Annotated in this window: 28 protein-coding genes; 12 read left to right on the top strand and 16 right to left on the bottom strand. The window is 43.7% G+C overall.

The features are described 5' to 3' along the window. Positions 1-20: 20 nt before the first annotated feature. Positions 21-1,034, top strand: coding sequence for a zinc-binding alcohol dehydrogenase family protein (locus BMX95_RS02950; RefSeq protein ID WP_081198912.1), 1,014 nt, complete (start codon positions 21-23; stop codon positions 1,032-1,034). On the opposite strand, the gene BMX95_RS02945 is transcribed toward BMX95_RS02950, so the two are convergent. From BMX95_RS02945 to trmB, 3 genes are read right to left on the bottom strand one after another with little or no spacing between them, the layout of a single operon-like run. Then, positions 1,035-1,433: an MGMT family protein gene (locus tag BMX95_RS02945; RefSeq protein ID WP_081198913.1), complete on the bottom strand. Its 399-nt coding sequence runs from the start codon at positions 1,431-1,433 to the stop codon at positions 1,035-1,037. Continuing rightward, positions 1,408-1,617 (bottom strand): C1orf53 family protein, encoded by a 210-nt coding sequence (locus tag BMX95_RS02940; protein WP_081198914.1) that lies wholly within the window; start codon positions 1,615-1,617, stop codon positions 1,408-1,410. Before BMX95_RS02940 ends, BMX95_RS02945 begins: the two co-directional genes overlap by 26 nt. Further along, positions 1,589-2,299 carry a tRNA (guanosine(46)-N7)-methyltransferase TrmB gene (trmB, locus tag BMX95_RS02935; protein ID WP_081199870.1) on the bottom strand — a complete coding sequence of 237 codons (711 nt, stop codon included), beginning with the start codon at positions 2,297-2,299 and terminating at the stop codon, positions 1,589-1,591. The genes BMX95_RS02940 and trmB overlap by 29 nt, the downstream gene beginning before the upstream one ends. Before the next feature lie 534 nt (positions 2,300-2,833). Here trmB and BMX95_RS02930 point away from each other — a divergent pair. Both BMX95_RS02930 and BMX95_RS02925 read left to right on the top strand, forming a co-directional pair. After that, complete coding sequence (locus BMX95_RS02930) at positions 2,834-3,304, top strand: Lrp/AsnC ligand binding domain-containing protein (RefSeq protein ID WP_081198915.1); 471 nt, start codon at positions 2,834-2,836, stop codon at positions 3,302-3,304. Between the two features lie 86 nt (positions 3,305-3,390). Then, a complete protein-coding gene (locus BMX95_RS02925; protein WP_081198916.1) occupies positions 3,391-3,798 on the top strand; it encodes a hypothetical protein in 408 nt (135 codons plus the stop codon). A gap of 53 nt (positions 3,799-3,851) precedes the next feature. Here BMX95_RS02925 and BMX95_RS02920 read toward each other — a convergent pair whose 3' ends face one another. The 3 genes from BMX95_RS02920 to BMX95_RS02910 form a co-directional block, all read right to left on the bottom strand. Then, on the bottom strand, positions 3,852-4,949 hold the full coding sequence (locus BMX95_RS02920; protein ID WP_081198917.1) for an ABC transporter permease: 1,098 nt from the start codon (positions 4,947-4,949) through the stop codon (positions 3,852-3,854). A 125-nt stretch (positions 4,950-5,074) separates the two neighbouring features. Then, on the bottom strand, positions 5,075-6,226 hold the full coding sequence (locus BMX95_RS02915) for a glycosyltransferase (RefSeq protein WP_081198918.1): 1,152 nt from the start codon (positions 6,224-6,226) through the stop codon (positions 5,075-5,077). A gap of 22 nt (positions 6,227-6,248) precedes the next feature. After that, complete coding sequence (locus BMX95_RS02910; protein WP_081198919.1) at positions 6,249-7,064, bottom strand: alpha/beta fold hydrolase; 816 nt, start codon at positions 7,062-7,064, stop codon at positions 6,249-6,251. Positions 7,065-7,228: 164 nt separating this feature from the next. Here BMX95_RS02910 and BMX95_RS02905 point away from each other — a divergent pair, with 164 nt between their 5' ends. Then, positions 7,229-7,672, top strand: a complete 444-nt coding sequence (locus tag BMX95_RS02905) for a MarR family winged helix-turn-helix transcriptional regulator (RefSeq protein WP_081198920.1) — start codon at positions 7,229-7,231, stop codon at positions 7,670-7,672. A gap of 60 nt (positions 7,673-7,732) precedes the next feature. After that, the gene (locus BMX95_RS02900; RefSeq protein ID WP_081198921.1) at positions 7,733-9,523 is read left to right on the top strand and encodes an acyl-CoA dehydrogenase family protein; all 1,791 of its coding nucleotides are present in this window, start codon (positions 7,733-7,735) and stop codon (positions 9,521-9,523) included. A 58-nt stretch (positions 9,524-9,581) separates the two neighbouring features. Here BMX95_RS02900 and BMX95_RS02895 read toward each other — a convergent pair whose 3' ends face one another. Then, positions 9,582-9,788, bottom strand: a complete 207-nt coding sequence (locus BMX95_RS02895; RefSeq protein WP_081198922.1) for a hypothetical protein — start codon at positions 9,786-9,788, stop codon at positions 9,582-9,584. 219 nt (positions 9,789-10,007) lie between these two features. On the opposite strand from BMX95_RS02895, the gene BMX95_RS02890 reads away from it, so the two are divergent. Then, complete coding sequence (locus BMX95_RS02890) at positions 10,008-11,393, top strand: deoxyguanosinetriphosphate triphosphohydrolase (RefSeq protein WP_081198923.1); 1,386 nt, start codon at positions 10,008-10,010, stop codon at positions 11,391-11,393. Positions 11,394-11,519: 126 nt separating this feature from the next. Here the strand turns inward: BMX95_RS02890 and BMX95_RS02885 are convergent, their stop codons facing one another. Further along, positions 11,520-13,088, bottom strand: a complete 1,569-nt coding sequence (locus tag BMX95_RS02885; RefSeq protein WP_081198924.1) for a DUF6770 family protein — start codon at positions 13,086-13,088, stop codon at positions 11,520-11,522. Between the two features lie 39 nt (positions 13,089-13,127). After that, positions 13,128-14,576 carry a M48 family metalloprotease gene (locus BMX95_RS02880; protein ID WP_081198925.1) on the bottom strand — a complete coding sequence of 483 codons (1,449 nt, stop codon included), beginning with the start codon at positions 14,574-14,576 and terminating at the stop codon, positions 13,128-13,130. Between the two features lie 116 nt (positions 14,577-14,692). On the opposite strand from BMX95_RS02880, the gene BMX95_RS02875 reads away from it, so the two are divergent. Continuing rightward, the gene (locus BMX95_RS02875; RefSeq protein ID WP_081198926.1) at positions 14,693-15,100 is read left to right on the top strand and encodes a Dabb family protein; all 408 of its coding nucleotides are present in this window, start codon (positions 14,693-14,695) and stop codon (positions 15,098-15,100) included. Between the two features lie 9 nt (positions 15,101-15,109). Next, complete coding sequence (locus tag BMX95_RS02870) at positions 15,110-15,517, top strand: DUF2251 domain-containing protein (RefSeq protein ID WP_081198927.1); 408 nt, start codon at positions 15,110-15,112, stop codon at positions 15,515-15,517. Between the two features lie 13 nt (positions 15,518-15,530). Here BMX95_RS02870 and BMX95_RS02865 read toward each other — a convergent pair whose 3' ends face one another. The 6 genes from BMX95_RS02865 to BMX95_RS02840 form a co-directional block, all read right to left on the bottom strand. Next, positions 15,531-16,382 (bottom strand): polysaccharide deacetylase family protein, encoded by an 852-nt coding sequence (locus BMX95_RS02865; RefSeq protein WP_081198928.1) that lies wholly within the window; start codon positions 16,380-16,382, stop codon positions 15,531-15,533. Then, the gene (locus BMX95_RS02860) at positions 16,348-17,304 is read right to left on the bottom strand and encodes a glycosyltransferase family 2 protein (protein WP_081198929.1); all 957 of its coding nucleotides are present in this window, start codon (positions 17,302-17,304) and stop codon (positions 16,348-16,350) included. Before BMX95_RS02860 ends, BMX95_RS02865 begins: the two co-directional genes overlap by 35 nt. A 314-nt stretch (positions 17,305-17,618) precedes the next feature. Then, entirely contained in the window at positions 17,619-18,341 is a 723-nt protein-coding gene (gene pgl / locus BMX95_RS02855) for a 6-phosphogluconolactonase (protein ID WP_081198930.1), read from the bottom strand. 116 nt (positions 18,342-18,457) lie between these two features. Next, positions 18,458-19,987: a glucose-6-phosphate dehydrogenase gene (gene zwf / locus BMX95_RS02850; RefSeq protein WP_081198931.1), complete on the bottom strand. Its 1,530-nt coding sequence runs from the start codon at positions 19,985-19,987 to the stop codon at positions 18,458-18,460. 29 nt (positions 19,988-20,016) lie between these two features. Then, positions 20,017-21,432 carry an NADP-dependent phosphogluconate dehydrogenase gene (gene gndA, locus BMX95_RS02845; protein WP_081198932.1) on the bottom strand — a complete coding sequence of 472 codons (1,416 nt, stop codon included), beginning with the start codon at positions 21,430-21,432 and terminating at the stop codon, positions 20,017-20,019. Between the two features lie 273 nt (positions 21,433-21,705). Beyond that, positions 21,706-22,173, bottom strand: a complete 468-nt coding sequence (locus BMX95_RS02840; protein WP_081198933.1) for a c-type cytochrome — start codon at positions 22,171-22,173, stop codon at positions 21,706-21,708. 426 nt (positions 22,174-22,599) lie between these two features. Here BMX95_RS02840 and BMX95_RS02835 point away from each other — a divergent pair, with 426 nt between their 5' ends. Further along, a complete protein-coding gene (locus tag BMX95_RS02835) occupies positions 22,600-22,926 on the top strand; it encodes an RNA recognition motif domain-containing protein (protein ID WP_081198934.1) in 327 nt (108 codons plus the stop codon). A 107-nt stretch (positions 22,927-23,033) separates the two neighbouring features. Here BMX95_RS02835 and BMX95_RS02830 read toward each other — a convergent pair whose 3' ends face one another. Further along, complete coding sequence (locus tag BMX95_RS02830) at positions 23,034-23,489, bottom strand: sensor histidine kinase (protein ID WP_081198935.1); 456 nt, start codon at positions 23,487-23,489, stop codon at positions 23,034-23,036. A 468-nt stretch (positions 23,490-23,957) separates the two neighbouring features. Here BMX95_RS02830 and BMX95_RS02825 point away from each other — a divergent pair, with 468 nt between their 5' ends. The 3 genes from BMX95_RS02825 (at position 23,958) to BMX95_RS02815 (ending at position 26,972) form a co-directional block, all read left to right on the top strand. Continuing rightward, complete coding sequence (locus tag BMX95_RS02825; RefSeq protein WP_081198936.1) at positions 23,958-25,190, top strand: TCR/Tet family MFS transporter; 1,233 nt, start codon at positions 23,958-23,960, stop codon at positions 25,188-25,190. Then, positions 25,187-25,558, top strand: a complete 372-nt coding sequence (locus tag BMX95_RS02820) for a YccF domain-containing protein (protein ID WP_081198937.1) — start codon at positions 25,187-25,189, stop codon at positions 25,556-25,558. Before BMX95_RS02825 ends, BMX95_RS02820 begins: the two co-directional genes overlap by 4 nt. Before the next feature lie 136 nt (positions 25,559-25,694). Continuing rightward, entirely contained in the window at positions 25,695-26,972 is a 1,278-nt protein-coding gene (locus tag BMX95_RS02815; protein ID WP_081198938.1) for a M23 family metallopeptidase, read from the top strand. Positions 26,973-26,980 lie beyond the last annotated feature (8 nt).

The following is a 26,980-nucleotide window of genomic DNA, read 5'->3' as shown; positions in this document are numbered from 1 at the left end:
ACTATAAAGACATTTTACATATGAAGCAATTAGTGTGCATTACACCGGGACAACTGGAATACCAGCAGGGACAACAACCGGAAGTTAAAGAGAACCAATCGTTACTTAAAATAAAAAGAATAGGTATTTGTGGAACCGATCTGCATGCCTATGAAGGCACCCAGCCTTTTTTTAATTACCCGCGTATTTTAGGTCATGAGCTGGCTGCTGAATATGTATCGGGTGATGCGCCAGGTTTTAAAGCCGGCGAACCCGTAACCATTATACCCTATTTCAATTGTGGTAAATGTATCGCATGCCGCAGTGGCAAACCTAATTGCTGTACCAGCATTCAGGTATGTGGAGTGCATGTGGATGGTGGTATGCGTGAATATTTAGTGGTTCCATCCAGTTCATTACTGCATGGCGATGGTATGAGTTTCGATGAGCTCGCATTGGTAGAACCGCTGGCAATTGGTGCACATGGTGTACGCCGTGCAGGTGTTCAACCCGGAGAATATGTACTGGTAATTGGTGCCGGTCCTATTGGATTGGGTATTATGGAATTTGCCCGTATAGCCGGTGGTCACGTTATTGCCATGGATATTAATGAGCAGCGTTTACAATTCTGCCGTGAAAAATTACAGGTAGCCCATACCATTAATGCGGCTACAGAAGATGTAATGAAACGCCTGCAGGAGATCACCAATAACGATATGCCTACCGTAGTGATCGATGCTACCGGAAGTTTAAAGGCAATCAATAATGCCTTTCAGTATATGGCACATGGCGCCCGTTATGTGCTGGTTGGTTTGCAGAAGAATGAGATCTGTTTTTCCCATCCTGAGTTTCATAAGCGCGAAGCTACTTTAATGAGCAGTCGCAATGCTACCAGGGAAGATTTTGACCTGGTAATGCAAAGCATGAAAAAGAAACTGGTTAATCCTGCCACTTATATTACTCACCGGGTAGCGTTTGATAACGTGAAAGATGAGTTTGCGAGCTGGTTGAAACCGGAGACAGGGGTGATTAAGGCTATGGTGGAGTTAGGGTAGTTATATTAATTCCGTTGATGGGTCCCAAAACAGTGTCTTGAAATCAACAACGGTATCATTTTTAACCTTGATACCTTCTTTCTTCAATAGGTCAGCCATTTTGGAAGGCGGGTTAAAATGATGTTTACCGGTTAACATACCGTTGCGGTTTACTACGCGATGGGCTGGTATTTTAGGTTTGGCACCATGTGCCGCGTGCATAGCCCAGCCAACCATTCTTGCCGATAGTTTGGTGCCGAGACAACTGGCAATAGCGCCATAAGAAGTTACGCGTCCCTTGGGGATCTGGCGGGCTACTTCAAACACCAGTTCAAAAAATGTTTCCTGTTTTTTGCCCGAGGGATTTACCGTAGCCAGTTTTTCCCTGGCGGCGTTATTGGTTTTTTTGCGTGGTGCCATCTTGTTTATGTTGATTGATCAGCTGGCTCTTCCGTGGCTCCGGAACATTTACATAATCAAACGGACAGTGCCGGCATCCGTTTCCACAGCAACGTCCTCTCTCCAGGTGGTATTGCGCCGTAAGCACCATATACCCCTGTTCATTATAATAAAAATCAACTCCTTCTGTCAGATTCTTCTTCAAGCAATAAAATTTTTAAAGCACTTTCCTTGTCAGGTAAAGGAGTGGCCGGCAGCATGAATTGTAAATAATGCACTTTGCTGCTTTGCGCAATGTCCAGCCCTTCGTAATGTGTTTTTATCTTCAGCACATCGCTTACTTCACCGGCGTATACGTCGTCGATGTCCTCTATAACGGGAAGATCGTAGAGATCGATCACCCATTTAGTGAACCGGTATAAGCTTGGCGAATCGGTTTTCAGGTGAATATAACCACCCGGGCGCATGATTTGTTGATACAGCCGCAGGAATTTGGGGTGAGTAAGCCGTTTACGGGCTTTTGACGTCCTTAATTGCGGATCGGGGAACGTTAACCAGATTTCCGATACTTCACCCGGTTCGAAATAAGTGCCAATCCGATCGATCTGTGTGCGCAGGAAGCCTACATTGGTCAGGTTCTCCTTAAGGGCTTTTTTGGCGCCTACCCAAATGCGATTGCCTTTTACATCAACTCCCAGGAAATTGCGTTCAGGGAATAACCTGCCCAGTCCCAGGGCGTATTCACCCTTGCCGCATGCGAGTTCGAGTGTAATGGGATTTTCGTTATGGAAAAAGTTTTTCCAGGTACCGGGCATATTGTCCGGGTATTGCAGCACATTGGGAAATGTGAGTACTTCTGCGAAGCGTTGTAATTTTTTTTGGCCCATGAAGCGGCAAAAATAGGCTAAAAACAAAAATGCCGTCATTATACTGATAGTCAATATAAAGACGGCATTGGAAGCTGTAGAGGGAGGATTCGAACCTCCACGGGGCAGTTAGCCATGGTGCAAATCTGTGGTGGTCAACCCCAGTCGACCAATTGCTTGATCGGCATTACACCACGTTTATCCCGAACCCCCACCCCCGAGACAAGAGGGCATGTCTGCCAAATTTCATCACTCCACAAGATAAAAACGTGTCAAATAAACCAGCTGTAGGAGGAGGATTCGAACCTCCACGGGGTTGTTAGCCACGCCCGAAAGCGCAATTTTTCCTGGATCCCCACCCTCGAGACGAGAGGGCATGTCTGCCAAAGTTCCATCACCCCACAGTATATTTTCTTTGTTTAAAGAACTATTACAACACAAAATTAAAGAAATTGCCCCTATCGTTGTAAATTATTCAAGAGAAATTTGGAAAGTTTCGACAATATATAAATATTTGCATCATTGCTTGAATTTTGTAAAAAAACGATTGCAAAAATGGCGGCTAAATTGAATTTGGATAAACTTGACCTGCAGATAATCCACGAGATGATGGACAATGCAGAAATTTCCTATGCAGATCTGGGTAAGAAGCTTTTCGTGTCCGGAGGTACTATTCACGTACGTATAAAAAAGCTACAGGAAGCGGGTATCGTCAAAGGTACAAAATTAAATGTGGACCTTAAAGCGCTGGGGTATGATGTAATAGCGTTTATTGGTATATATCTTGAGAAAAGCTCCCTGTACGATTCCGTAGCCAAAGAACTGCAGCGCATCCCCGAAATTGTACGGTTGAACTATACAACCGGTAATTACAGCATGTTTGCTGAAATAGTATGTAAAGATATTAATCAATTACGGTTTGTGTTACACGATGAGTTACAGAAGATAAAGGGGATTGAACGCACCGAAACGTTTATTTCGCTGGAAGAAAGTTTCAGCCGGAACGTTCAGGTTTTTTCACAATAGCAATGTTTTCATAGTAAAATATGTAAAACGGCAGCTTTTTTGCGTTGTAAGCAAGTATATTTCAAAAAAAATTATCTATACCTATTATGAAAAAAATTATCCTTGGGTTGGCCGTACTGTTTGTGCTTGCCGTAACAGTTAGTTGTAAAAAGAAAAAAGAAGGCAACGAAGGCGGTTGCGGCGAACAGGCTATAAAAGCAACAACAAATCCTGCCGTCAACACTGTTGACCCACCAGCCCCCGGAACAGATTTTCCCCTGGTTGTGAATATTGAACCTCTGCCTGCTACAGGCGCTACCGTAATTGTTAGTGCCAAAACTGAAAATAACGGTTCCGTATACTTTACAGAAACCCGTGAGAAGGCATTGTCATCAAATCTCTTTACCATCACCCAAACACCGCCGGGTGTTTCTTGCATGGTTACAGTTACTGTTACTTCTGCAACCTGTAATACCAACACCTGGTCTGGTAGCTATAGATACACCGCTAAATAACCTGAATTATAAATTATTACTACCTGCCCTGGCAAAAGCCGGGGCAGTTTTTTTTATTCCTTTACCTGAAGTGCATCTCGTAAACCATTGCCCAGCATATTAAACGCCAACACCAGTAACATAATGGCAAAACCTGGCGCCAGCGCCAGCATTGGATTGTGCGTAATTATAAAGTTGTAGTTTTCTTTGATCATCAATCCCCAGCTTGGTTGCGGCGGTTGAACGCCCACCCCTAAAAAGCTTAACCCCGCCTCAATTACTATGGCCGAAGCAAAATTCGAAGCAGCCACTACCATCACCGGTCCCATAACATTGGGCAGTACATGGCGTAAAACTATCCGGGTATGCGAATAGCCCAATGCTTTGGCTGCCTCCACATATTCCAGCTCCCGCACGCTTAATACCTGCCCGCGAATAATACGGGCTACGCTTACCCACATAGTCAATCCTATTGCTATAAATACCTGCCAGAAACCTTTGCCCAATACCAGGGTAATGGCAAAAACAAGTAATAAAGTGGGTATGCTCCAGATCACATTGATGAACCACATAATTATATCATCGGTACGGCCCCTGAAGTAACCTGCCATTGCGCCCAACATTACACCGATACTTAATGATATCAATACAGTGACCAGTCCTACACCCAGGCTTACCCGAACACCTACTAATAATCTGCTCAGGATATCGCGGCCGTATTTATCGGTTCCCAGGTGAAATTTTTTTGTAACTACTTTAAAGTCGCCTTTGGCAGCTCCTTCCTGCCAACGGGTTTGGGAAATGGGCAGGGCAACTCTTTCAGTGAGGCCTTCATCGATGTATTTCTGAATAATTAAACTATCGCCTTGTTGTTGATAATTGGTAATGGGGATGTATTGATATTTATCCTCATCACCTGCAAAAAGCCGGTTGAAGAAACCCGCAGATCTTACTTTTCTTGCCCGGGGTAATTGAAGAAATAACTGGGAATAACCGGGCCGCTGCCCCCCTATTTCCACCACCATTCTATTGGCATTGGGCGAACCATCCGGTGCTATTAAATACGCAAATACAGCCACCAGTATGGCCAACGCAATGATGGCAATACCAATCAGTGCCCCTTTATTTTTTTTAAGTCGCCGCCAGGTTGTTCTTGTGGTGGCAGTAGTCATATTATTCAGTTTCAGGTTACAGGTTGCGGGCTACAAGGTCATGAAACCTGTAACCTGTACCTTGTAACAGCTTTCAATTTAAACAAAATATAGTTTAACACCAGTTTGCAGAAAATAGTATACCGTTACTTTTTAATGCGTCTTCCCTTCCACTCATAATGCCCAAATTTACCCAACCAGCCTGCGGTGATGGTGTAGCCAATATGCAGGGGTTGCAGAAAAGGAAAGTACTTCATTAACTTTTGCTGGCCAAAAAAGATGGCCACCGAATTTACAAATGGGAACTCTATTAACACTTTAGCCAGCAATAATAAAAGCACCATCAGCAGCCAGGTGGCATTCCAGAATGAGGCAATAGCGCCAGCCAGAAAGCAAACATTCAGCAGGTACACCAATAACAATACCCAAAAAATGCGTTTGTCGTCATAACTGTCGGCTTTGCTTGCCCAGCGAATACGCTGGTGAAAGAACTGTTTCCAGTTGTGTGCCGGTTCGGTGGTTACAATGGCCCATCGGTTCTTCAGATAAAATACCTTGCTGGGGTATTGTTTAAATATTTTATGCATTAACAACATGTCATCGCCCGAAGCAATGTTGTCGATATTGTTAAATCCACCTACTTCATAAAACGCCGACTTTTCATAAGCCAGATTGGCGCCATTGCACATGGAATGGAACCGTTTGTACACCGATGCGGCAGTAATGCCTTGCAGGGTTAGAAAGTCGAGGGTTTGAAAAACGGATAGTAAAGTCGATTGATTATAAAACGTAACGGGTGCGGCAATGAATTTTGCGTTGTTGGCCTCATAACAGGCGGCTATTGACTGCAACCAATGTGGGTTGAACCGGCAATCGGCATCGGTAGTTACAATCAGTTGTCCGGCGGCGGCATTGATGCCGGTTTCAATGGCCTTCTTTTTATAAGAACCTATAGCACTTCTTTCCTCCACATAATCTTTTAATGCCAATGCTTTTAACTGCAGTCCGTCAAAATGCAGGTCCTGTAAAAGCATAGCTGTATTATCGGTTGAATGATCGTCGATGATAATTACTTCATACAGGTGTTTCGGGTATTGCTGGTCATGCAACGACTGTAACAGGGTAGGAATGTGTTGTTCTTCATTACGGGCAGCGATAATAACAGAGATGAAGACGGAGGGCTGCTTTTCGGGGAGTACAAATTCCGGCAACTGGCTCCAGGCACTGTGATAATAATTTATCAGCACCGCATAAACCACCATAAACAGAAAGAACAGGAAAAAGAAAAGTGCCATCATTCAATTGGATTTGGAAAAATTTTTAGGATTCTATTAATTGTATTATCTCATTCACTTGTTTTTCCTGTAATACCTGGTGGCCTGTCTGAATAATATGCAACGTACAGAAAGATTCAATACCCCTGCGAAATTTTTCTCCCCGTTCGGGCCTGATTATGCGATCGTATTGGCCATATAACAAACGAACCGGAAGTGAGTGCGTACGAATTAGCTTTTTTATAGATGCAAGGTTGGGTTTTATTGCGCGCATACAGGTCCAGCGTTCGTACAACAACCTGCGTACAGCAGTATCATTAATATAATAGCGGGTAAATTTAAAAACACTCTGGTTGATCAGCTTTAACTTATTGCCAGCCTGTAACAGGGAAAAGAACCAGCCGGGATGGTTCATGGTATATTCGAACAGGTGGTTACCAATATAAGTTTGGGTGGCCAGCCAGTACCAGAAATTCACCTTCAATCCATCAGGTGCCAGCAACACTGTTCTTTCAATTTGGATAGATAACGATTGCAATAATTGTAATGCCACCCTTCCACCCATGCTATAACCCAGTAAGGTGATGCGTTGGGTACCATCACAATATTTTTTATGCAGGGTTTCAGTAATGGCTACCAGGTCGGCAACAGAAAACTGCAGGCCCTCGTTCCATTGCGTTTTGCCATGAAAAGGAAGATCGATGGCAATGAGTGTATAGTCGGCACCAATGTATTTCCCCAAAAATTGAAACGACGCGGATGATTCGCCATAGCCATGAAAACAAAGGATCAGCTTTTGCCCGGTTCCAAACCTGCAATACTGCACTTGCGAAGACCGGTATGAAAGGACAGCAGTTTCCATGTTGCTAATTCGCCTACAATATAAGTATTAAGCGGCACTCCGTGTTTTTGCCATTCGGTTGTGCAAAAAGGATATAAAATCCGCCGCTAACAAATATTTGCGGTACAAAAAGTTGTTGAAATGGAGGGAAAATGCTAGATTTGGATAGTTGTATAAACAACTATATGGCAAACAACCAATTCAAGAGAGGCGAATTATACAGTTTTATCACTGGAAAGGCATCGACGGCTATTGCCCGTCGGCTGCAGAAAAAGTTCAATTCAGCGAATCTTAATTTAACCATTGAGCAATGGAGTGTGCTGTACCATTTATGGAAACAGGATGGCATCAGTCAGCAGGAATTGTGCAATGCTTCGTACCGCGATAAACCCAGTATTACGCGGTTAGTAGATAACCTGGAGAAATTGCAACTGGTAAAAAGGGTTTCATCGGAATCGGATCGCAGAATGAACCTGATTTATTTAACGGGGCGTGCGCAAAAGCTGCAGGACCAAACCATGGAACTGGCCAATGAAACTTTGCTGGAAGCGCTGGAGGGAGTATCTCCGGATCGCATAGATGTGTGCCGGGAGGTTTTGCAGATAGTATATGATAATCTGGCTGGTTGAGGCGGTTTCACTTTAAATAACGATTGTAATATCATTTACCCAACAATAAACATTAGTCGTATGAGCTCCACCACACAACAAAACATACTCAAAGGCGGTGAATGGCTTATAAAGGAAAGCTCCCCTTTTGATACCTTCATCCCTGAAGATTTTTCAGAAGAACAGCAAATGGTAAAAGACATGTGCGCTTCGTTTCTCGATGCCGAGGTATTACCAATCCTCGACCGCATTGATAAACTGGAACCGGGTCTTATGCCTTCATTAGTGACCAAAGCTGGCGAACAGGGGTTACTGGGCGCTTCCATTCCCGAACAGTATGGTGGGTTGGGTAAAGATTTTATCACCTCCAACCTGGTAGGTGAAGGTTTAGGCGGCGGTTTTTCATTCTCCGTCGCCGTATCGGCCCACATGGGCATAGGCACCCTGCCAATCCTCTATTTCGGGACCGATAAACAAAAAGAGAAATATATCCCCAAGCTGGCTACAGGCGAATGGAAGGGCGCTTATGGCCTCACAGAGCCCAATAGCGGCAGCGACGCATTAGGTGCCAAAACAACGGCTACATTAAGCGCCGATGGAAAACATTACCTTTTAAATGGCCAGAAGTGCTGGATCACCAATGGTGGTTTTGCAGATGTATACACCGTGTTTGCCAAAATAGACGGCGATAAATTTTCAGCCTTTATTGTGGAAAGAGGTTTTGAAGGGTTTACCCAGGGAGCCGAAGAACATAAAATGGGTATCAAGGGATCTTCAACCGTGCAGTTGTACTTCCAGGACTGTAAAGTACCGGTTGAAAATCTGCTGGGCGAAATCGGGAAAGGACACATTATAGCCTTTAATATTTTGAACATAGGCAGGTTGAAATTGTGTGCAGCTGCGCTGGGCGGTGCCAAACGGGCCACTACCACCAGTATTCAATACGCCAATACGCGCGAACAGTTTAAAACCCCGATCGCTACATTCGGCGCTATCAAAAATAAGCTGGCAGAAATGGCCATTACCATGTGGGTAGCCGAAAGTGCTTTGTACCGCACTGCCAAATGGATCGACGACAAAGAGCATGAACTACTGGCCGCCGGCAAATCATTCAGCGAATCAGTTCTGGGAGGTGCCGAAGAATATGCCATCGAATGCGCCATTTTAAAAGTATTTGGCAGTGAAACACTCGATTTTGTAGTGGATGAAGGCGTACAGATCCATGGTGGTAATGGTTACAGCGATGAATATGTTATTTCAAAAGCTTACCGCGACAGCCGCATCAACCGCATTTATGAAGGCACCAATGAGATCAATCGCCTGTTAACGGTTGATATGGTATTGAAACGTGCCATGAAGGGCCGGTTAGACCTGATGACGGGCGCTATGAACGTACAAAAGGAATTGATGAGCATACCCGACTTTGGCAACGGCGACGAAGAAGTATTTGCCAAAGAGAAAAAGCTGATCACCAATTTTAAAAAGGCCATTCTGTTAACTGCAGGCGCTGCTGTGCAAAAGCTGATGATGAAGATCGAGCAGGAGCAGGAAATACTAATGCACATTGCCGATATGGCAATAGCAACCTTTGCCGCCGAAAGCGCCCTGTTACGCGCCATGAAGCTGGCTGATCGCAAAGGCGAAGCCGCAGCTGCCTTTGAACTGGATATAACAAGAACTTATTTATACGATGCCGCCGATCTTATTAACAAACATGGCAAGGATGCCATTAATGCGTTTGCAGACGGCGACGAACAGCGGATGATGTTATTGGGATTAAAACGCTTTACAAAAGTAGAACCCTTCAATAGCAAAGAAGCCAAACGCCGCATAGCTGCGAAGCTGATTGCCGATAGCAGGTATCCACTGTAAACTTATTTATCTGGACGGTAAATACAACCCTTTTGCCTTAGCGGGTAGAAGGGTTTTTTTATAACACTTCTTCCCCTTCTCCGCCTTCATCCTGTTTAAAGGCTGCACGGGCCAGCAATAAAAAACCAGCAGCGGCATGAAGTATAAAACAGGAATGCGAAACTCTATCGTTATAACCAGTTCTGGTGAGCATAATGGTCATGGAAGCTATAACAGCCAGAAAACAAACGATCAGCAAGCTGTTTACAAAGGGTATGATACGCATAGGGTTTGATTTTGTAGCACGAAATTCAGTTTGAAAATAATATCTGTCTTGCAATTATTATAACTTTTGGCAAAAATCAATTGGGTTTTGTAGCCAGTCTAAGGGTTTGCCCCGGTGCTATCAGGGTTTGGCAGCCCTAAATACACATTAAGCCACAAGGTTTTGCGAAAGACAACATGGATTTTAAACCCTCGCCGTTTTTCGGTTATTTTTGTCGCCATGAACTGGCAACAACTTACTAGCAGCAAACGGAGTGGCTCTGAAAACAAAACTGCGTATACGGATGCAGTACGTACTTCTTTTGTACGGGATTACGATCGCCTGATATTTTCAAGCGCCTTCAGACGGCTGCAAAATAAAACCCAGGTATTCCCGTTACCCGGGCCCGGCGTGTTTGTACATAACCGCTTAACGCATAGCCTGGAGGTGGCATCGGTAGGCCGGTCGCTGGGTAAAGCCGTGGGAGATGCCCTTGCGCAGAAATATCCACTGGAAAACGATTACTTCCACGAGTTCTATAAATATGAATTGCCTTCGGTAATTGCTGCCGGTTGCCTGGCGCATGATATCGGCAATCCGCCGTTTGGGCATTCGGGTGAAGAAGCTATCCGCACCTTTTTCCGGGACCTGACGGGAACGGAAAAGGCGCAGTTTTCGGAATTGCTCAGTGAGAACCAGCAACGAGATTTTCTTTTTTTTGAGGGGAACGCCAACGCCTTCCGCACCCTTACGCACAGTTTTAATGAAAAATCGGCAGGCGGTTTCCGGTTAACTTATGCAACACTGGCTTCCATTGTAAAATATCCATCCGATTCACTGAGTGGGTTTAATAAAGAACAGCTGGTAACAAAAAAATCAGGTTTCTTCGATTCCGAAATAGAAACCTATAAACATATTGCCAAAGAACTGGGCATTCCCCGTCTGCATGAGTCAAAAAACATTTTTGCCCGTCATCCATTTGTGTACCTGGTTGAAGCAGCCGATGATATCTGTTACCGCATCATTGATTTTGAAGATGCGCACCGGCTGAACATCATTTCCATAGATACCATTAAAGAACTGTTCCTGCAGTTTTTTGATAACGAAACCGGGTACGATGCCCGGGAGCGCGTGGCACAGGTATTTAACGATATAAACGACAACAACCAGCGCGTGCAGTTCCTGCGCGCCAAACTCATTAACCTGCTCATTAACCGGGTTACCAATGTGTTTATGGAAAAAGAAGAAGAGTTGTTGCAGGGCACCTTACAGAAGTCATTGATCGATTACCTGCCTGAATCGGAATTACAGTTGATAAAAACCATCGACGAATTTTCCATCGAGCATATCTATAACCACCGGTCGGTGGTGGAAATTGAAATTGCTGGTTACAATGTAATTGGCGGACTGCTGAAAGAATTCTTTGCCGCGGTGATCAGCCCTAAATCGACCAAATCTAAAAAACTGTTGCAATTGATCTCACAACAGTTTGTAATTACCGGCGAGCGCGACAGGCTGTACAACGATATGCAGTCGGTGGTTGATTTTATTGCCGGTATGACTGACCTGTTTGCCGTTGATGTTTATAGAAAGATCACTGGAATTGAGTTTCCGCAAATACGATAACGAGGTAGGATGTAAGAAACAGGAAGTACGAAGCTCGCGATTTCTTAGCTCCTGCTTCATAAAGTTTAAAAGCAAAGGGGCTGTCAATATTTTGACAACCCCTTTGTAATCCTGGTAAGAACCTAATTAGTTCACCTTCTCAATATGCATATCGAGGCGCTTATCCTTTTTAAAGTATTCCAGGATCATTACCGAGCCGGTTTTGGCTGGTAAAATACGCATGCTGCTTGAAGAGGTTTTAAGGTTGATCTTATCGGTAGTGATGTTGTTGTTATAGTAACTGATGGAATTAAAGGTTAACCCTTTATAGTCTTTGGAGCGTACATAGTCAGTGTACCCTACCACAAATGTACTGTGCGCTTTATCGGTTTGTGAAAAAGCATAGTCAAAGCCGTTGTACACATATTTGATCTGGTAAGCCAATAACTGTGCACTCATAAAATCGCCACCCATCAAATTCATGCTGTTGCTGTTTTTGTCATAGATCTGTGCGTTTACCACGTCGAATTTATTGTCGAACTGCATCATAACCATATCGGTTATCTTTATTTTGGTGGTGCTGTTGGAGCTGCTGTAACCGCCCGCCATGGCACTTAATGCAGTAATTCCGATACCCACGGCATCGGCTACTCTTTTATAACCTTCGCCAATGGCAAAGATCTTACCATCGTTTGTTTGCAGAATTCTATGAAAGAAGATATAACCCAGGTCATCTACCCGGCCGCGGGAGTCGATCTTTAAATGTTTGCTGATGTCGCCATCCCAACTGTTGTATTTGGCATTGGTGATCTTTCCCTGGTTATTCAGGATCCATACACCCAGGCCTTTGCTTTTATCTTTTAGTACATTGTCTTCTTTATCGAAATATGGTCCCATGAGCATAAAGTTGTCTGTGTTGCGCAAAGAGGCAACGTTCATGGGAAAGAAATTGAATTTTTCAATATTGGTTTCGAATTCAAAGGCTTTTTTACCGTTGTGCAAGTAGATGCCCAACAGCCAGGCCTCGTTTTTATTCGACATTAATTTGGCCCTTTTCATTACCTGAAACACTACCACACTATCGGTATATCCCAGGAATTGCGGACTGGCTATTTTCTCCGGATCTTCAGGATTGTATGTCCATTGGCTCTTTTTATCTGTTTGATAAAAGTGCACTTCATAAGTATATTGCCTTCCTTCACGCAGGGGTGTTGTGGTAATAAACCCTCTGTTGCCAATGCCAAAGATGCTTTTGTTCTGGGTTTCTTCTGTATTGGCGGCAAGTACCTGTTCGATGTAAGCTTTTGACTTTTTATCGATTGGTTGTTGATAGCTGTTTTTTTGTTTGCCATCAACACCATACGTGCGGTAATCGAGCAGTTTTTGATCGGAGTCATAGAACATGAACATGATGTCGGAACCGTTGTACGTTGATTCTATGAGCTGAATGTACTTGGAGTCGGTGAATTTGATGCTTTTCACCTTATTCACATTTTCATCCAGGATCTGCAGGGTATATTCATTGGTGTTTTTATCGATCTTGTCTGATTGATAAAACAGAAAATATCCTTTTATTTCTTCTGCCTCGATAATGGGGCCCGAGTTACGCAGGTATACCGATTTAATGTTATCGATACTTAGTTTTGACTGGGCAAAACTGATTTGCTGCAGTAACAGCAAGGCGATCAGCATCGCCAGGGTAGCTTGTTTTTTCATGATTATTAGTAAATGATGTTTAAAGGTTTTGGAAACGAGTTAAAAATGATATTTTCCTGAAGGGAATTGTTTTTTGTACATATCGATCAGTGCCTGTTTTTCATCAGGCTTGTTGAAATTGGCCTTACTTTCAATTAATGCTGCCAGAAAATCTTCATTCGACATGAGCGTGTTTTGATTGTGCAGTAAATAATAATAACTGAAGGCGCCCAGGTCGGTCAAACGCACGCGTTGTATAAATTCCAGTAAGTCATTATAATTCTTATCTCCATAAGGGGAAGGCATATCTACTACTTTGCCAAGCGTATGGTTCTTTTGTGCAGTAAATAATTTATTGATGCACCGGCCGGTATTGGTGATCAAATAAGGGTTGGCAGGCTGTGTCTGCAACATCTGCAGGGTAAAGTGCAGGCTGCGCGAAACATCGTCTGACCGGTACAGGTAATCAATGATCTCATAATCGAAATCATGCTGCAGTTGTTTGAATTCTTTTTCATTCACCACAAATGCCCGGCTATCGGGTTTGTAATATTGCTCCACTTTGCTTTTAAGCAGGCTGATGCGTTTGCTGCAATCGGGGTGCGTTTTTAAGGAGTCTCTTTCTTTTTGGCTTTCCTGTTCACTGCTGGCGGCCATGGTGCTGAATAGGGATTTTTCTTCCTGCATCCATTTTGCCTGAAAGGGGTATTCCTGAAAATTAAATACCCGGTTTAAAGCAGGTGCTACATTGTACTTTTCAACGTCGATGCTATCCAATAATGCCAGACAGGTTAGTGACTCACGTACATCGAACGGAGTATTTTTCAGCCATTCAACGGCCATGCTATCAGCCTGAGCTTCATGTTCGCGGCTATGCTGGCGGCTGTTAAAGGTTATTGATTTTGTAAGATTGTCGAGTTGTTGATTCTTTTGATACTGGCTTTGATTGATCTTTTTAAGCTCTTTCTGAAACTCGTCGGAATATACCGTATTTACATAGTTGTTAATAGCGTTGTTGCTGTGGTTTAAATACAAGTGCGCCAGCTCGTGGCACAATACAAACGCTGCCTGGCTTTCATTTTGTAACTTATAAAACAGGCCAATATTGAAAATGATGGTACCTTCGCCCAGGCTGCTTGCATTGGGCCACCAAGCCCTTGAAAAGGCTATCCGGGTTTCCATGGAACCAATGGCCTGGTTTGATTTTATTACCTCATGTAGTAAGGACTGCAAATAACCGTTGGCGCCAGCTTCCGTTATAAGCTCCTTTCGATCGTACATCTTTTTGATGTTCTCATAACGGCTTTTGAAGATATCCTCGAAGTACTTTTTATTTTTTCCCTGTAGGGCCGACACGTCGCTTTTATACCGTTTATCGGTAGCATCGATCCATTCTTTGGTTTTATTGGCGTCGTCTACAGGGGAATTGTAATAAGTAAGATTTTGAGCAGTAACGCTGTTAATGTAACAGCATACAATCAGGCAGATAACAGTATTAAAGGGTTTCATGGGCGTTAGTCCAGGTATGGTCAAAAATATAATATTCTATTAGAATATCAGAATTAATTAACTAAAAACTTATACTGGCTACAGGTCATTTCATAGCTTTACTAAAACCTAACAAAATGTCTACACGACGCGAGTTTATTAGTAATACCGGAAAAGCGATGTTTGCCGGTGGATTGGTTACCTTAGCGGAAAATGGAGATCCCCGTATGATCGAGAACAAATTCATCCACCACGTTTATTTCTGGTTAAAGAATGCCGATAGCAAGGAAGATCGCGCTAAATTATTGGAAGGCTTGCACAAGCTGTCTGCAGTAAAAACCATCAAAAACTTTCATATTGGTCAACCCGCCGATACCAACCGCGACGTAATTGAGCGGGGTTACGTGTTTTCGTGGTTTTGTCTGTTTGAAAATGGTACCGACCAGGCAAGCTACCAGGTAGATCCTATTCACCTGAAATTTGTTGAAGACTATTCGCACTTATGGAGCAAGGTGATCGTGTATGATTCTGTAGATGCTAAATAACGTGCGCACATGAACGGATACTTACTTAGAGAGCAGGCCTATACGGCTGGTGAGGCAATCTTTATTGATTGTGTTAACGATATAAACAAGTTTGCAGTTGCATTTGAGGACGACACTGATACCGGGTATTTTTATGCATATGCACTTGATGGGGAAGGAAAACAGCTGATCCTGGATGCGCTGCATATTTACAACATCGAGGAGGTGCCGGCGGAGCAGCGAAAGGGTATTATCAGAATTATATGGTCGAAAGACTGGCAATGTTGCGCCCTGGTGATCAATAACTATTGTCATGCCATCTTTGATTTTAAAAATCATGGCGGGTACTGCCGGAATGAGTTTCCGGAGCCTAATCCTTTCTGGACAAAAGGAAATAGGACGCTAACCAATGAAATGGTAGCGGCCCTGTTTAAGTAAATGTCTGATTGCTTTATTTCGCCAAAGGTGCCGTCTGAGCGGTTTTTTGCAAATCAACCGTGGGCTGATTTATTTGCCGTGGTTGTAACGACCTGGTTGTTGAAAGCATGTCCCACATGGTGGTAAAATCGCCCTCCAGTTTTAGGTCTTTAATGAGGCGGTATAAGCGTTGTTGCATTTTTTCGCCCGACCATCTTTTGGCATAACCTGGTATTTCAAATTCCCAGATGTCCGTAAACTCCCAGGGATGAAAATACAAACACAGGTATCCATCTTTGTTCAGGGCTTTTATGGCCAGGCTTTTAAACAGGCTATAGGGCATATTTTTAAAGGCAAGCCAGAACAGAGGTATGCGCAGGCGCGGACTCACAGATGCCGGTATACGCAGCATATTTTGATCGAGGTAGGTGGTACGCGGCAGGTGAAGATCATTATACCGGCCTGGTATCCAGGTAGGGTTTACAGAAGAATCGTAGCTGTACCCCGCGGCTATCACATCAGCCATAGGTACTTTTTTCAACCGTGGCATTCTTAACCCATAAACGGGTTGATTGGTAATATCTTCCAGTTCAAGCCGGCTTTGCAGCAGGTCTTCGGTTTTATACCGGGAATGAAAAAAAGTATGGGATGCTATTTCATGCTTTCGCGAAATCAGGCGAATGCTATCGGGATACCAGGAGGCAAAATTAGCTGTTGTAAAAAAAGTACAGGAAGTATCGGCGCCATTTATAATGGCCATAGTAGCTTGCAAGCCCTTGAAGCCTGTTTCCATTTGTTCTTCAATGGAAAGGTGTTGATTATACTCCAATGGCATATCAAACTCTTCTACATCAAAACTCATCAATATGTATCGCTGACGGCTCATGTATGTTTGATTCTTTTACAATGTAAACAGGTCGGTGTTTGTTTTGCATAAATAGCTTGCCCAGGTAAATGCCAATGATCCCAAGTATCATCAGCTGTAGGCCGCCAAAAAATACAACAGTTACAATCAATGAGCTCCAACCTGAGATGGTGTAGCCAAAATAGTAACTGTACAAGGCATAAGGTATATATAAGGTCGATAAGGCTGCAAATGTGAAGCCAATATAAGTTGCTGCGTATAATGGTCTGATACTGAAGGAGGTTATGCCCTGTAAGGCAAACCGTATCATTTTTTTGGATGTATACTTCGAAGCGCCTGATTTACGCTCGTTCGGCTCATATTCAACCGGAACCTGTTTGAACCCGGCCCATTTTACGAGGCCTCTGAAAAATGGTTCAAATTCAGCCAGGCCACGCAATACATCAACCACATTGCGGTTCATTAACCGGAAATCGGCAGTGCCTTTTTCAATTTTGATATCACTCAGCCAGTTTAATACCCTGTAAAAGAGATTGGAGGTAACTCTTTTTAAAAAGGGCAGCTTTTTATCTTCTTTTCGAACGGTATAAACTACGTCGTAGCCTTCTTCCCATTTTTCCAGCAGGGTGGGTATCAGGCTGGGCGGGTGTTGCATATCACCATCCATGGTAATTATGCAATCTCCATCGGCTTTGTCTAAACCGGCCTTTATGGCGGCCTGGTGACCAAAATTGCGGGAGAAGGAGATATAACGGACGTGATCGTCCTGAAGAGCCAGTTTTTTTACTTCATGTAAAGTCAGGTCACTGCTGCCATCGTCAACAAACAGCAGATTATAGCGGTAGGGCAGGTCGGCAAACGTGCGTTTGATGGCCTTTGCCATTACGCCTACATTTTCCCTTTCATTATGTACCGGAACAATGATAGATACGAGTTTGGTCATGCCGTCATTGTTTTTTGATGGTAAATAATCAGGTTGCAGCTTGAGTTCCAGGAATTTAGAAAGAAAGAGAGATGATTACAGGGTGGAGCTTGCCTTACAAATGCAAAGGCAACTTGCATGAATGGTACGTGCAAGTTTTCGTTTGGGCAATTGGCTGGTGCTTTTCGACTGGGTATTAACATCTCAATGACTACACTAAAAACCGGACTTTTGCCTTTTCCCCTATGTAGGAAGGCAAAAATTTATCCAATTCAGTGAAATAAAATCCTAATTCCTGAGATGTTGAAAATCAGTAAAATATATATACTTAAATGTTAGGCTTGAACTTTGCTGGCAGCAGCTTCATCCACAAACCAGTGTAATTGGCCACTGGCTGGTTGAATGATCTGGGAAGGATACTGGTCAATATTGGGAGCTCCTTTTAAAACTTCAAATAAGGCGTTGGCTTTATTGGCGCCGAAGGTGAGAAAGGCCACTTTGCGGGCCCGGTTTACGATGGGGGCCGTTAGGGTGATCCGGTACATTTGCTGGGCATCGAGATAAAAAGAGGTTACCCAGGCTTTTTGTTCATGTATAACAGGGGTGTGTGGAAAAAGCGAGAGGGTATGGCCATCATCACCCATACCATTTAAAACCAGGTCGAATGACGGGCCGTCGTTGCCAAAGTATTTGTGCAGGATGGCTTCATAGGCTTTGGCCGATTCTTCAGGTGAGAGGGTCGTGTCCATAATATACACCTGTTCACGCACAACGGGCACTTTGTCGAGCAAATGCTCAAAGGTCATTTTTGCATTGTTGCGGTTATCGGCAAAAGGTACTGCACGTTCATCGCCCCAGAAAATATGCATTTTGCTCCAGTCAATACGTTCCCGGTAAGGCGCAGCCGCCAGTAACTCGTACAGCTGTTTGGGCGAATTACCGCCTGTTACCACCCACGTAAACCGATCCTGTTGCTGCAGGGTAGTTTCTATGTTGGTAGTGATCCATTCAGCGAGAGCGTGGCTAACCTCATCAGGTGTTTTGTAAATGTGGAGCATGGGAGCTTTTGTATTTCTATGCGATAATAAGTTTCAGTGACAGGTTTCAAGTTTCAGGATACAGGGGCAGTTCTCAAAATTCCTTGAAACCTGCCACCTGTAACCTGTAACAGTATTTAAACTCCTGCCTGCACACCCTGGTGGGCCTGGGGTAAAGTGATCCAGTTGCGGCCATCACGGGCGATGAGCGCTTCTGCATCCTCGGGTCCCCAGCTATCGGGTGCATAGTTTGGAAAATCAACCGGTGGCCTGCTTTCCCATGCTTCCTGTATGGGCATAACTACTTTCCAGGCAGCCTCTACCTGGTCGCTGCGCATGAACAGGGTGGCATTGCCCTCCATTACATCCAGCAACAGGGTTTCATATGCTTCGGGATCATTATCGCCATAAGCTTCCTTATAATTAAAGGTCATATCAACCGGGTTCAGTGCTACGGTTTGTCCGGGGCGTTTTGCCTGGAAACGTAAGCGGATATCCATTTGCGGTTGAATGCTGATGGTAAGTCTGTTGGGCCTCCAGGTTAATGCCGCTTCCGGCGGGAATGCGAAACTGGGCGCCTGTTTAAATTGAATGGTGATCACGGTTGACTTTTCATGTAGCCGTTTACCGGTGCGTACATAAAAAGGAACATCCTGCCAGCGCCAGTTATCGATATAGAATTTTACCGCAGCAAAAGTATCGGTAGGTGAGGCGGGATTTATTTTATCCTCATTGCGATAGCCGGGTACTTTTTTGCCCTGCATCCAGCCATCGGAGTATTGACCTCTTACGGCATATTTGTGTACATCTTCCTTTGTGTATTTGCGAAGGGCGTTGAGTACATCCACTTTTTTGTTGCGGATCTCATTAGCGTCGAATGAAACGGGCGCTTCCATGGCCACCATACACAACAATTGCAGAATATGGTTCTGCACCATGTCGCGCAGGGCTCCGGAACGTTCGTAATAATCACCCCGGTTTTCGAGACCAACAGTTTCTGCGGCGGTGATCTGAATATGATCGATGTAATTCCGGTTCCAGATGGGTTCAAACATCACATTGGCAAAACGCAGGGCCAGAATGTTTTGAACGGTTTCTTTACCCAGGTAGTGATCAATGCGATAGATCTGCGTTTCATCGAACATCGACTTCAGCAACTCATTCAGTTCATGTGCACTTTTCAGGTCATGTCCAAATGGTTTTTCCACTACAATGCGGGTGCATTTGGTATCGTGGCAAATATTTAAAGGGCCCAGTTTGCTGGCAATTTGAGGTACCAGGTGCGGGGCTACCGACATATAAAAAATAACGTTGGGATGTTCGCCGTACTCCTGCTCTTTTTGCTTTACGATCTCAGCAATTTTCTGGTAGTCGGCATCATTACCGGCATCCATTTGCAGATAGGAGATACTTTTCGAGAACGTTTCCCATTTGCCGTTTTTATCATCTTTTCGGCGGGAGAATTGTTGAATGCCATCGTACAGGTGTTTCCTGAACTTCTCATCGGTATAAGGCGTTCTGCCAATACCGATGATGTTGAATTTTTCAGGCATCCAGCCATCGATGAACAAATTATATAAAGCGGGAGATAGTTTGCGCTGATTTAAGTCGCCACTGCCACCAAAGATGAACAACAATGTAGCTGGCGGAACTTTATGGTCTGTCATATTCTAAATTGAAGGTTCAATATTAATTATTACTTCGCCCATTCGGTATGGAAGGTTCCTTCCTGATCGATACGTTGATAAGTATGAGCGCCAAAATAATCGCGTTGGGCCTGCAACAGATTAATAGGTAACTGCTTGCTGCGATAGGTATCGAAATAGCTCAGGCTGCTCAATAAGGCTGCGGCTGGTAACCCATGCTGTATAGCCATAGCTGCAACGGCCCGGGTACCGGTTGCGTTTGCATTCAAAATTTTGGCTACCTCAGCATCTAATAACAAATTCGACAACTCTGGGTTCGCTTTAAAAGCATTAGCAAATGTTGGCAACAATACAGAGCGAATGATACAACCACCACGCCAAACGCTCACTACCTGCGGCATGGGTATTTGCATATCGAGATCAATACCGGCGCGGTGCAATTGTGCCAGCCCTTGTGCATAACATATAATGGTAGCAAACAACAGGGCGTCGTGAACCTCTTGAATGAATTGTTCCTTGGGGGTACCAATTAAGCCGGTTTGTTGGGGATATAAGGCAGATGCCTGTACCCGTTCAGCCTTTAGTGCCGAGAGGTTGCGCATGGCAACGGCCGTATCGATGGTAGGAATAGGAACACCCAGGTCCATAGCGTCCTGCGAGGTCCATTTACCTGTGCCTTTGGCGCCTGCTTTATCGAGGATCATATCCACGAGGCGGTTGGGCGTTTTATCGTCGGGTTGTAAAAAGATGTCGGCGGTAATTTCAATAAGGAAAGAACGCAGATCACCTTTGTTCCAGGTATCAAAAACAGTGTGTAATTCGTCGTTGGAAAGGCCGGCACCGCGATGCAGCAGATCGTAGGCCTCGCTTATCAGTTGCATGATGGCATATTCAATACCATTGTGCACCATTTTAACATAATGACCGGCTGCGCCTTTACCCAGGTGGGCTACGCAGGGAACGCCATCAACTTTTGCTGCCACGGCTTCCAGCATGGGACGCACGTGTGGGTATGCTTCCGAATCGCCACCAGGCATAATGCTGGGGCCGGTACGGGCGCCTTGTTCGCCACCCGAAACACCCATACCCATAAAATGAATGCCTTTACCCTGCAGGTAGGTAACACGTCTCAGGGTGTCGGTAAAGTGGCTATTGCCACCGTCGATGATGATATCGCCTTTTTGCACCAGGGGCAGCAGGCTTTCAATAACATCATCAACCGGTTTACCGGCAGGAACAAGCATCATGATCTTTCGGGGAACAGCCAGCTGGTTCACCATGTCCTGCAAAGTGCCTACTCCTTTAACAGTAGTACCTGCAGTAGCGGCTGATTCCAGCGCGGAAGTTTTCTGATTGTCTTTATCAAACCCGATAACTTTAAAACCGTGATCGGCCATGTTAAGCAGAAAGTTTCTGCCCATAACACCGAGGCCAATCATACCGAAATCAAATTGTTGTGCACTCATTGCTAATAGATAAGAGTGCAAAAGTAGGCAAATTGCAAATAGGCGGCATGCGAATGGTAAAATTGAAAATTATCAAATTATTGCCGGGTTAAAGAATACCGATGCATAAAGGCAAACAAATACGGTGAAAATCGTTGGGCGTTATCTAACGGAAACGTTTCCGTAAAAACTAAACCTGTCAGGTAGATATAAGCTTGCTAAAATTTAAGCTAATAACCACGCCTGACAGGTTTAAATTCCTTTTGGTCCGTATTAATGTGGAATTAAAGGTTGTTAATTACTGGCCGGTTGTGGCGCAGATTGTTGAGCGGGCGTTGGTGGGGGCGCCTTTTTTTCTTCTTTGGGTGCATTCGCTTCCGGGTGTGGGCTACCATGGTGGCAGCTAAAACAACCTACTGGAGGAACGGGGTGCTCTTCGTCCTTTTTGTAATGGAAGAACTTTTTGTTAATACGCTCTGTCATGCGCATCATATCGCGGGCAACATTTTTTTCACCCTTTTCATCGCTGGCAAAATCCAGTTTTTTCGGATTGTCTTTTTGAGCGGCGTGACAAAAACCACATTTTACGCCCAGTGAACTGTTAAACATATGCATTACACTGTCCAATTGTTCATGGGTAGTGTTTTTGGGCAGCACCTTCAGGTTTTTGAATGTAGGATCGGCTGGAGCGCTGGCCGCAATGCCTAATACTACCAATGCAACCAATGTACCGGCAACCGTAATTTTCTTTTTAAAAAACATAGCAGGTGGTGTTTTAGCTATTGTAATGGGTTATAAAAACTTGTGATACAAGATACAGGATTCAGGTCACAAGACAAGGAGCAGTTTCCCGGGTTGGGATGAATATTATGTTAAGCGGCGAACATTCTGATATGGTAATTGTTCATATGGTGGTGGGCGATGTTTTTATTTTAATGCAATTTTCATTTGGGTGTGCTTATTCAAATAATCCCTGCGTTAAGACTAAATTAACTTGCCGACAACGATCAGAATCATTGTTATTCAACGCGAATCAAGTATCTTTGCATAGAGTTTTGAGTGATAATAGCATTCGGTAAGTGAACGATATATCTCGCTACGCATTTCTGCTAATAGTTGTTAGTCTTCCTTTACTCCCTGCTTTACCTCAGATCCATTAATAATTTTTAACCAATTTTAGTTAGTAGTATGAACATTTATGTTTCTAATTTAAGTTTCAACGTAACAGATGATGATTTGGAAGGCTTCTTTGCTGAATATGGCGAGGTAACTTCTGCCCGTGTAATTACGGATAAATTCACTGGCAAAAGCCGTGGATTTGGATTTGTTGAAATGCCAAATGATGAAGCTGCCAGAAAGGCAATCACTGAATTGGATGGTGGTCGCGTAGAAGGCAGAGAGATCAAAGTTGCAGAAGCTCGTCCTCGTGAAGAGCGCAGCAACAATGGCGGAAATGGCGGCGGTGGAGAAAGACGTTCATTTAGCCGTAACAACAGCTATAACAACCGTTATTAATCCTGTTAGGTTAAAATAATTTAAGCCCCGATGGTAAAACCGTCGGGGCTTTTTATTATAACAGTGGTAGCTTGTTAAATAGGGTTTAGGGATTACAATATTAATAATCAGCAAATGGTTTGTACCGGCGCTGCCATGTAAAAAGTGAGCGTGGTACCTTCGTTGTGCTGATTGTAAAAACTGATATTACCGCCAAGTTGCCGGGCTGCCTGAACTACGTGCGAAAAACCGTTTGATACAGTACTGTAGAAATAAGTGCCGTTATTACGAACACGGATCTGCACCCCTTCCTTGTTACAAACTGCTTCCACCCTGATACAAACATTTTCAGTACCATTAATTGCACCGCTTAACAGATTGCCCAGTACATAGGCCAACAAATTTTCATCGGTCTGAAGATGGAATGTTTGATCCACGTCGTTAATAATAAAACTTCTTTTACCCGTAACAAGTGGTAAAAGGCCTACCATTATTTGATCTACCAGTCGATGAAGAGGAACCGGTTCTGTTGCTACAGTTTGAGTAGATGGTACGGGGTGGGTGTAGTGAATCAGGCTTTTCATTCAAAGGGATTTAGATTGATCATTAAAAGACTCCACAGGGTACGATTGAATAAGTGATAATAGCTGTTCGGATCATAAATAAAAACCTTAACCAAAGACTCCGTATAAAAAAGGCGCACAAATTAACGAACTAAAAACGTTAAAAAGACAATTGAGGATATATTCTTGCGAAATTCTTAGCATAAATCAAGTTAACAATATACATGGTTACCTGTAATGCGGCTTTTTTCAGCGTAATTGAAGGCTACATGGAACAGTTTGTGTACAGTATTGGCAAATAGCTGCATAACTTTGAAACTCCCCAATGCTGTAAAAAATGTGATGCCTGCCCAACATTTCAATCGAATTTTTTATAATGCGTGATAAGGCAGGTAATTACCATTGCAGGTCAACCATTAATTACGTGCCTTAAATAATTATACTACCATAGTTAAAAAAAGCCTGTTACTTTGCACCAACTTTTTTAGTATGAAACCTGTTCGCTCTGCTGCTATCAAATTCATTTTTATTACGGTTCTTGTTGATGTAATTGGCTGGGGATTAATAATACCGGTGATGCCGAATTTAATTTCCGGGTTAAAACATGTATCTGTAAACGAAGCAAGTAAATATGGTAGCTGGCTGGTGGGCGTTTACGCGTTGATGCAATTTGTGTGCGGGCCCATACTGGGCAGCCTGAGTGATAAATATGGTCGCAGACCTGTGCTGTTATTTTCTTTATTTGGTTTTGCTATTGATTATTTATTCATGGCAATGGCACCTACTTATGCCTGGTTATTCCTGGGGCGTGTGGTGTCGGGCATAACAGGCGCAAGTTTTAGCACCGCGTACGCATACATTGCAGACATTAGTACCAACGAAAACAGGGCAAAGAATTTCGGGATGGTAGGCGCTGCCTTCGGACTGGGTTTTATTATCGGTCCTGCCATTGGCGGGCCATTGAGTAGACTGGGATTACGGGCTCCTTTTTATGCAGCAGCCATTTTGTGTTTGCTGAACTGGTTATATGGATATTTTATTTTACCGGAATCACTGGATAAAGAACATCGCCGTGCATTTGACTGGAAACGCGCCAATCCGCTTGGTTCATTGATGCAATTAAAAAAATATCCTGCTATTGGCGGACTGGTAGTATCCTTGACAATAGTGTATTTGGCGGCCCATGCGGTACAAAGCAACTGGAGTTATTTTACTGCCTATCGGTTTCAATGGAGTGGATCAACGATCGGTTATTCATTGGCGCTTGTTGGCGTACTGGTTGCGTTGGTACAAACTGTAGTGATGCGTAAATTGAACCCGAAACTGGGTAACGAGCGCAGCATATATGTTGGATTATTACTGTATTCATTGGGCATGTTCCTGTTTGCATTTGCCAATCAAAGCTGGATGATGTTTGCCTTTTTGGTACCTTATTGTTTGGGTGGAATTGCAGGCCCGGCATTGCAATCTACCATTGCCGGTCATGTGCCTGCTAATGCCCAGGGTGGGTTGCAGGGAATACTGGGTGGTTTACAAAGTGTTACTTCTTTTTTTGGTCCCTTGATAATGAACAATCTTTTTAATTACTTTACACAGGATTCGGCGCCATTCCATTTTCCGGGGTCATCTTTTTTCCTGGGAGCTGTGTTGATGTTAGTAAGCGCGTTTATGGCGTATCGTTTTTTATATAAAGAAAAACATGTAATACCTGCATCATCATGAATTTACTGGGCAACATTATATGGCTGGTTTTTGGCGGATTAGCCGCTGCATTGGGTTATGTCTTAGGCGGTTTTGTATTATGCCTTACAATAATCGGTATTCCCTGGGGCGTGCAATGTTTTAAACTGGCCACTGTGGTGTTATGGCCCTTTGGTAAAAGAATTGTTCCCAAACAATCCGGAGCAGGCTGTTTATCGCTCTTGTGTAATATCATCTGGCTTTTGTGCGGTGGTTTATATACCGCATTGGTACACCTGGTTTTTGCCGCTATTTTCGCAATGACCATCATTGGAATTCCTTTTGCACGCCAGCATTTGAAATTGATGGAACTTTCCCTGTTGCCATTTAGCAGGGAGGTTGTGGGGTGATTGGATATATCGTGCTTTATTAATGTTTATAACTGCCTGACTTTAAAATGAAACAAAAAAGTCATGCGTTTAAACATGGGTGGGCACTGTTTTTGCGCTTGAAATGGCCGCCTGGAAAACCGGCAAATAAACATATATGTTTACACACAGGGATTGGGGTATTGCTTTTTCACTTATGGCCATATTAATTGTGGCGGTAATTGTATTGAGCAGTTTGAACCTTTCTTTACCCGGAGAAAAAGCACCTCAGGCAAAAAGAGATACGGCTGTAATTATAGTGCCACGCCGGTTTGGCCTGGCCCTCGATTCATTTAATGTTACTGAGAGCATTATTCAAAAAAATGAATTCCTGGCTTCCATCCTGGAGTTGTATAACGTAGATAGCAACACTATCAAAAAACTGCAATCAAAATCGAAATACGTATACGATGTACGTAAAATGAAAGCCGGTTCCCAATACACTGTTTTTTCTACAAAAGATACCATTCAAAAGGTTTGTTATTTCGTTTATCAGCCTAACGCCATCGACTATGTCTTATATGATCTTACCGATTCTGTAAAGGTGATAACAGGTAAACGGCAGGTTACAGCGCGGTTAGAAACCGCTTCCGGCATCATCAATGGCTCGTTATATGAAACCTTTCAAAAATCAGGTACCGATCCTGCATTGGCTATGAAGTTGGCCGACCTGTATGCATATACCGTGGATTTCTATTCCATTCATGATGGCGATTACTTTAAGGTGTTGTATGAGCAGCGGTATATAAAAGATGAACCTGTTGAAACCGGCGCCATTCAATCGGCCGTGTTCTCCCATAATGGCGAAAAGTTTTATGCTTTTTATTATAAACCCGATTCAACAGATGCCGGTGACTACTATGATGAAAAAGGAAAAAGTTTGCGCACCTTGTTTTTAAAAGCGCCGCTTAAATTCAGTCACATCACTTCGGGCTATTCCTTAAGAAGGTTTCATCCGGTTCAAAAAAGATGGAAGACACACCTGGGTACTGATTATGCTGCACCCGAAGGAACGCCCATCATTGCAACAGGAGATGGCGTTGTAATAGAATCTGAGTACAACAATAACAATGGCAATTTTGTAAAGATAAAACACGACGATACTTATACTACTCAATACCTGCATATGACCAAGCAGGCAGTGCGCGCAGGGCAAAGTGTACGCCAGGGTCAGGTTATTGGCTATGTAGGAAGTACCGGTCTGGCTACCGGTCCGCACGTATGTTACCGTTTCTGGAAGAGCGGAAAACAGGTGAACCCATTACAACAAACATTCCCGCCATCAGTACCATTACCCGATTCAGTTATGACCCGCTTTGGCGATTATGTACTGAAACAACAGCAGCAACTGAATACCGTAAACATCGGGGCAGTGCAAACACTTTCCATGAATTAATTTATAGA

Source organism: Niastella yeongjuensis (assembly GCF_900110245.1).
Lineage (GTDB): Bacteria > Bacteroidota > Bacteroidia > Chitinophagales > Chitinophagaceae > Niastella > Niastella yeongjuensis.
The sequence above is the reverse complement of the archived record's forward strand: the minus strand, read 5'-3'. Positions and strand labels throughout refer to the sequence as shown.

Coding starts and splice junctions, on each gene's coding strand:
- BMX95_RS02950 (WP_081198912.1), top strand. CDS start 21: ATGAAGCAATTAGTGTGCATTACACCGGGACAACTGGAATACCAGCAG.
- BMX95_RS02945 (WP_081198913.1), bottom strand. CDS start 1,433: ATGGCACCACGCAAAAAAACCAATAACGCCGCCAGGGAAAAACTGGCT.
- trmB (WP_081199870.1), bottom strand. CDS start 2,299: ATGGGCCAAAAAAAATTACAACGCTTCGCAGAAGTACTCACATTTCCC.
- BMX95_RS02930 (WP_081198915.1), top strand. CDS start 2,834: ATGGCGGCTAAATTGAATTTGGATAAACTTGACCTGCAGATAATCCAC.
- BMX95_RS02925 (WP_081198916.1), top strand. CDS start 3,391: ATGAAAAAAATTATCCTTGGGTTGGCCGTACTGTTTGTGCTTGCCGTA.
- BMX95_RS02920 (WP_081198917.1), bottom strand. CDS start 4,949: ATGACTACTGCCACCACAAGAACAACCTGGCGGCGACTTAAAAAAAAT.
- BMX95_RS02915 (WP_081198918.1), bottom strand. CDS start 6,226: ATGATGGCACTTTTCTTTTTCCTGTTCTTTCTGTTTATGGTGGTTTAT.
- BMX95_RS02910 (WP_081198919.1), bottom strand. CDS start 7,064: ATGGAAACTGCTGTCCTTTCATACCGGTCTTCGCAAGTGCAGTATTGC.
- BMX95_RS02905 (WP_081198920.1), top strand. CDS start 7,229: ATGGCAAACAACCAATTCAAGAGAGGCGAATTATACAGTTTTATCACT.
- BMX95_RS02900 (WP_081198921.1), top strand. CDS start 7,733: ATGAGCTCCACCACACAACAAAACATACTCAAAGGCGGTGAATGGCTT.
- BMX95_RS02895 (WP_081198922.1), bottom strand. CDS start 9,788: ATGCGTATCATACCCTTTGTAAACAGCTTGCTGATCGTTTGTTTTCTG.
- BMX95_RS02890 (WP_081198923.1), top strand. CDS start 10,008: ATGAACTGGCAACAACTTACTAGCAGCAAACGGAGTGGCTCTGAAAAC.
- BMX95_RS02885 (WP_081198924.1), bottom strand. CDS start 13,088: ATGAAAAAACAAGCTACCCTGGCGATGCTGATCGCCTTGCTGTTACTG.
- BMX95_RS02880 (WP_081198925.1), bottom strand. CDS start 14,576: ATGAAACCCTTTAATACTGTTATCTGCCTGATTGTATGCTGTTACATT.
- BMX95_RS02875 (WP_081198926.1), top strand. CDS start 14,693: ATGTCTACACGACGCGAGTTTATTAGTAATACCGGAAAAGCGATGTTT.
- BMX95_RS02870 (WP_081198927.1), top strand. CDS start 15,110: ATGAACGGATACTTACTTAGAGAGCAGGCCTATACGGCTGGTGAGGCA.
- BMX95_RS02865 (WP_081198928.1), bottom strand. CDS start 16,382: ATGAGCCGTCAGCGATACATATTGATGAGTTTTGATGTAGAAGAGTTT.
- BMX95_RS02860 (WP_081198929.1), bottom strand. CDS start 17,304: ATGACCAAACTCGTATCTATCATTGTTCCGGTACATAATGAAAGGGAA.
- pgl (WP_081198930.1), bottom strand. CDS start 18,341: ATGCTCCACATTTACAAAACACCTGATGAGGTTAGCCACGCTCTCGCT.
- zwf (WP_081198931.1), bottom strand. CDS start 19,987: ATGACAGACCATAAAGTTCCGCCAGCTACATTGTTGTTCATCTTTGGT.
- gndA (WP_081198932.1), bottom strand. CDS start 21,432: ATGAGTGCACAACAATTTGATTTCGGTATGATTGGCCTCGGTGTTATG.
- BMX95_RS02840 (WP_081198933.1), bottom strand. CDS start 22,173: ATGTTTTTTAAAAAGAAAATTACGGTTGCCGGTACATTGGTTGCATTG.
- BMX95_RS02835 (WP_081198934.1), top strand. CDS start 22,600: ATGAACATTTATGTTTCTAATTTAAGTTTCAACGTAACAGATGATGAT.
- BMX95_RS02830 (WP_081198935.1), bottom strand. CDS start 23,489: ATGAAAAGCCTGATTCACTACACCCACCCCGTACCATCTACTCAAACT.
- BMX95_RS02825 (WP_081198936.1), top strand. CDS start 23,958: ATGAAACCTGTTCGCTCTGCTGCTATCAAATTCATTTTTATTACGGTT.
- BMX95_RS02820 (WP_081198937.1), top strand. CDS start 25,187: ATGAATTTACTGGGCAACATTATATGGCTGGTTTTTGGCGGATTAGCC.
- BMX95_RS02815 (WP_081198938.1), top strand. CDS start 25,695: ATGTTTACACACAGGGATTGGGGTATTGCTTTTTCACTTATGGCCATA.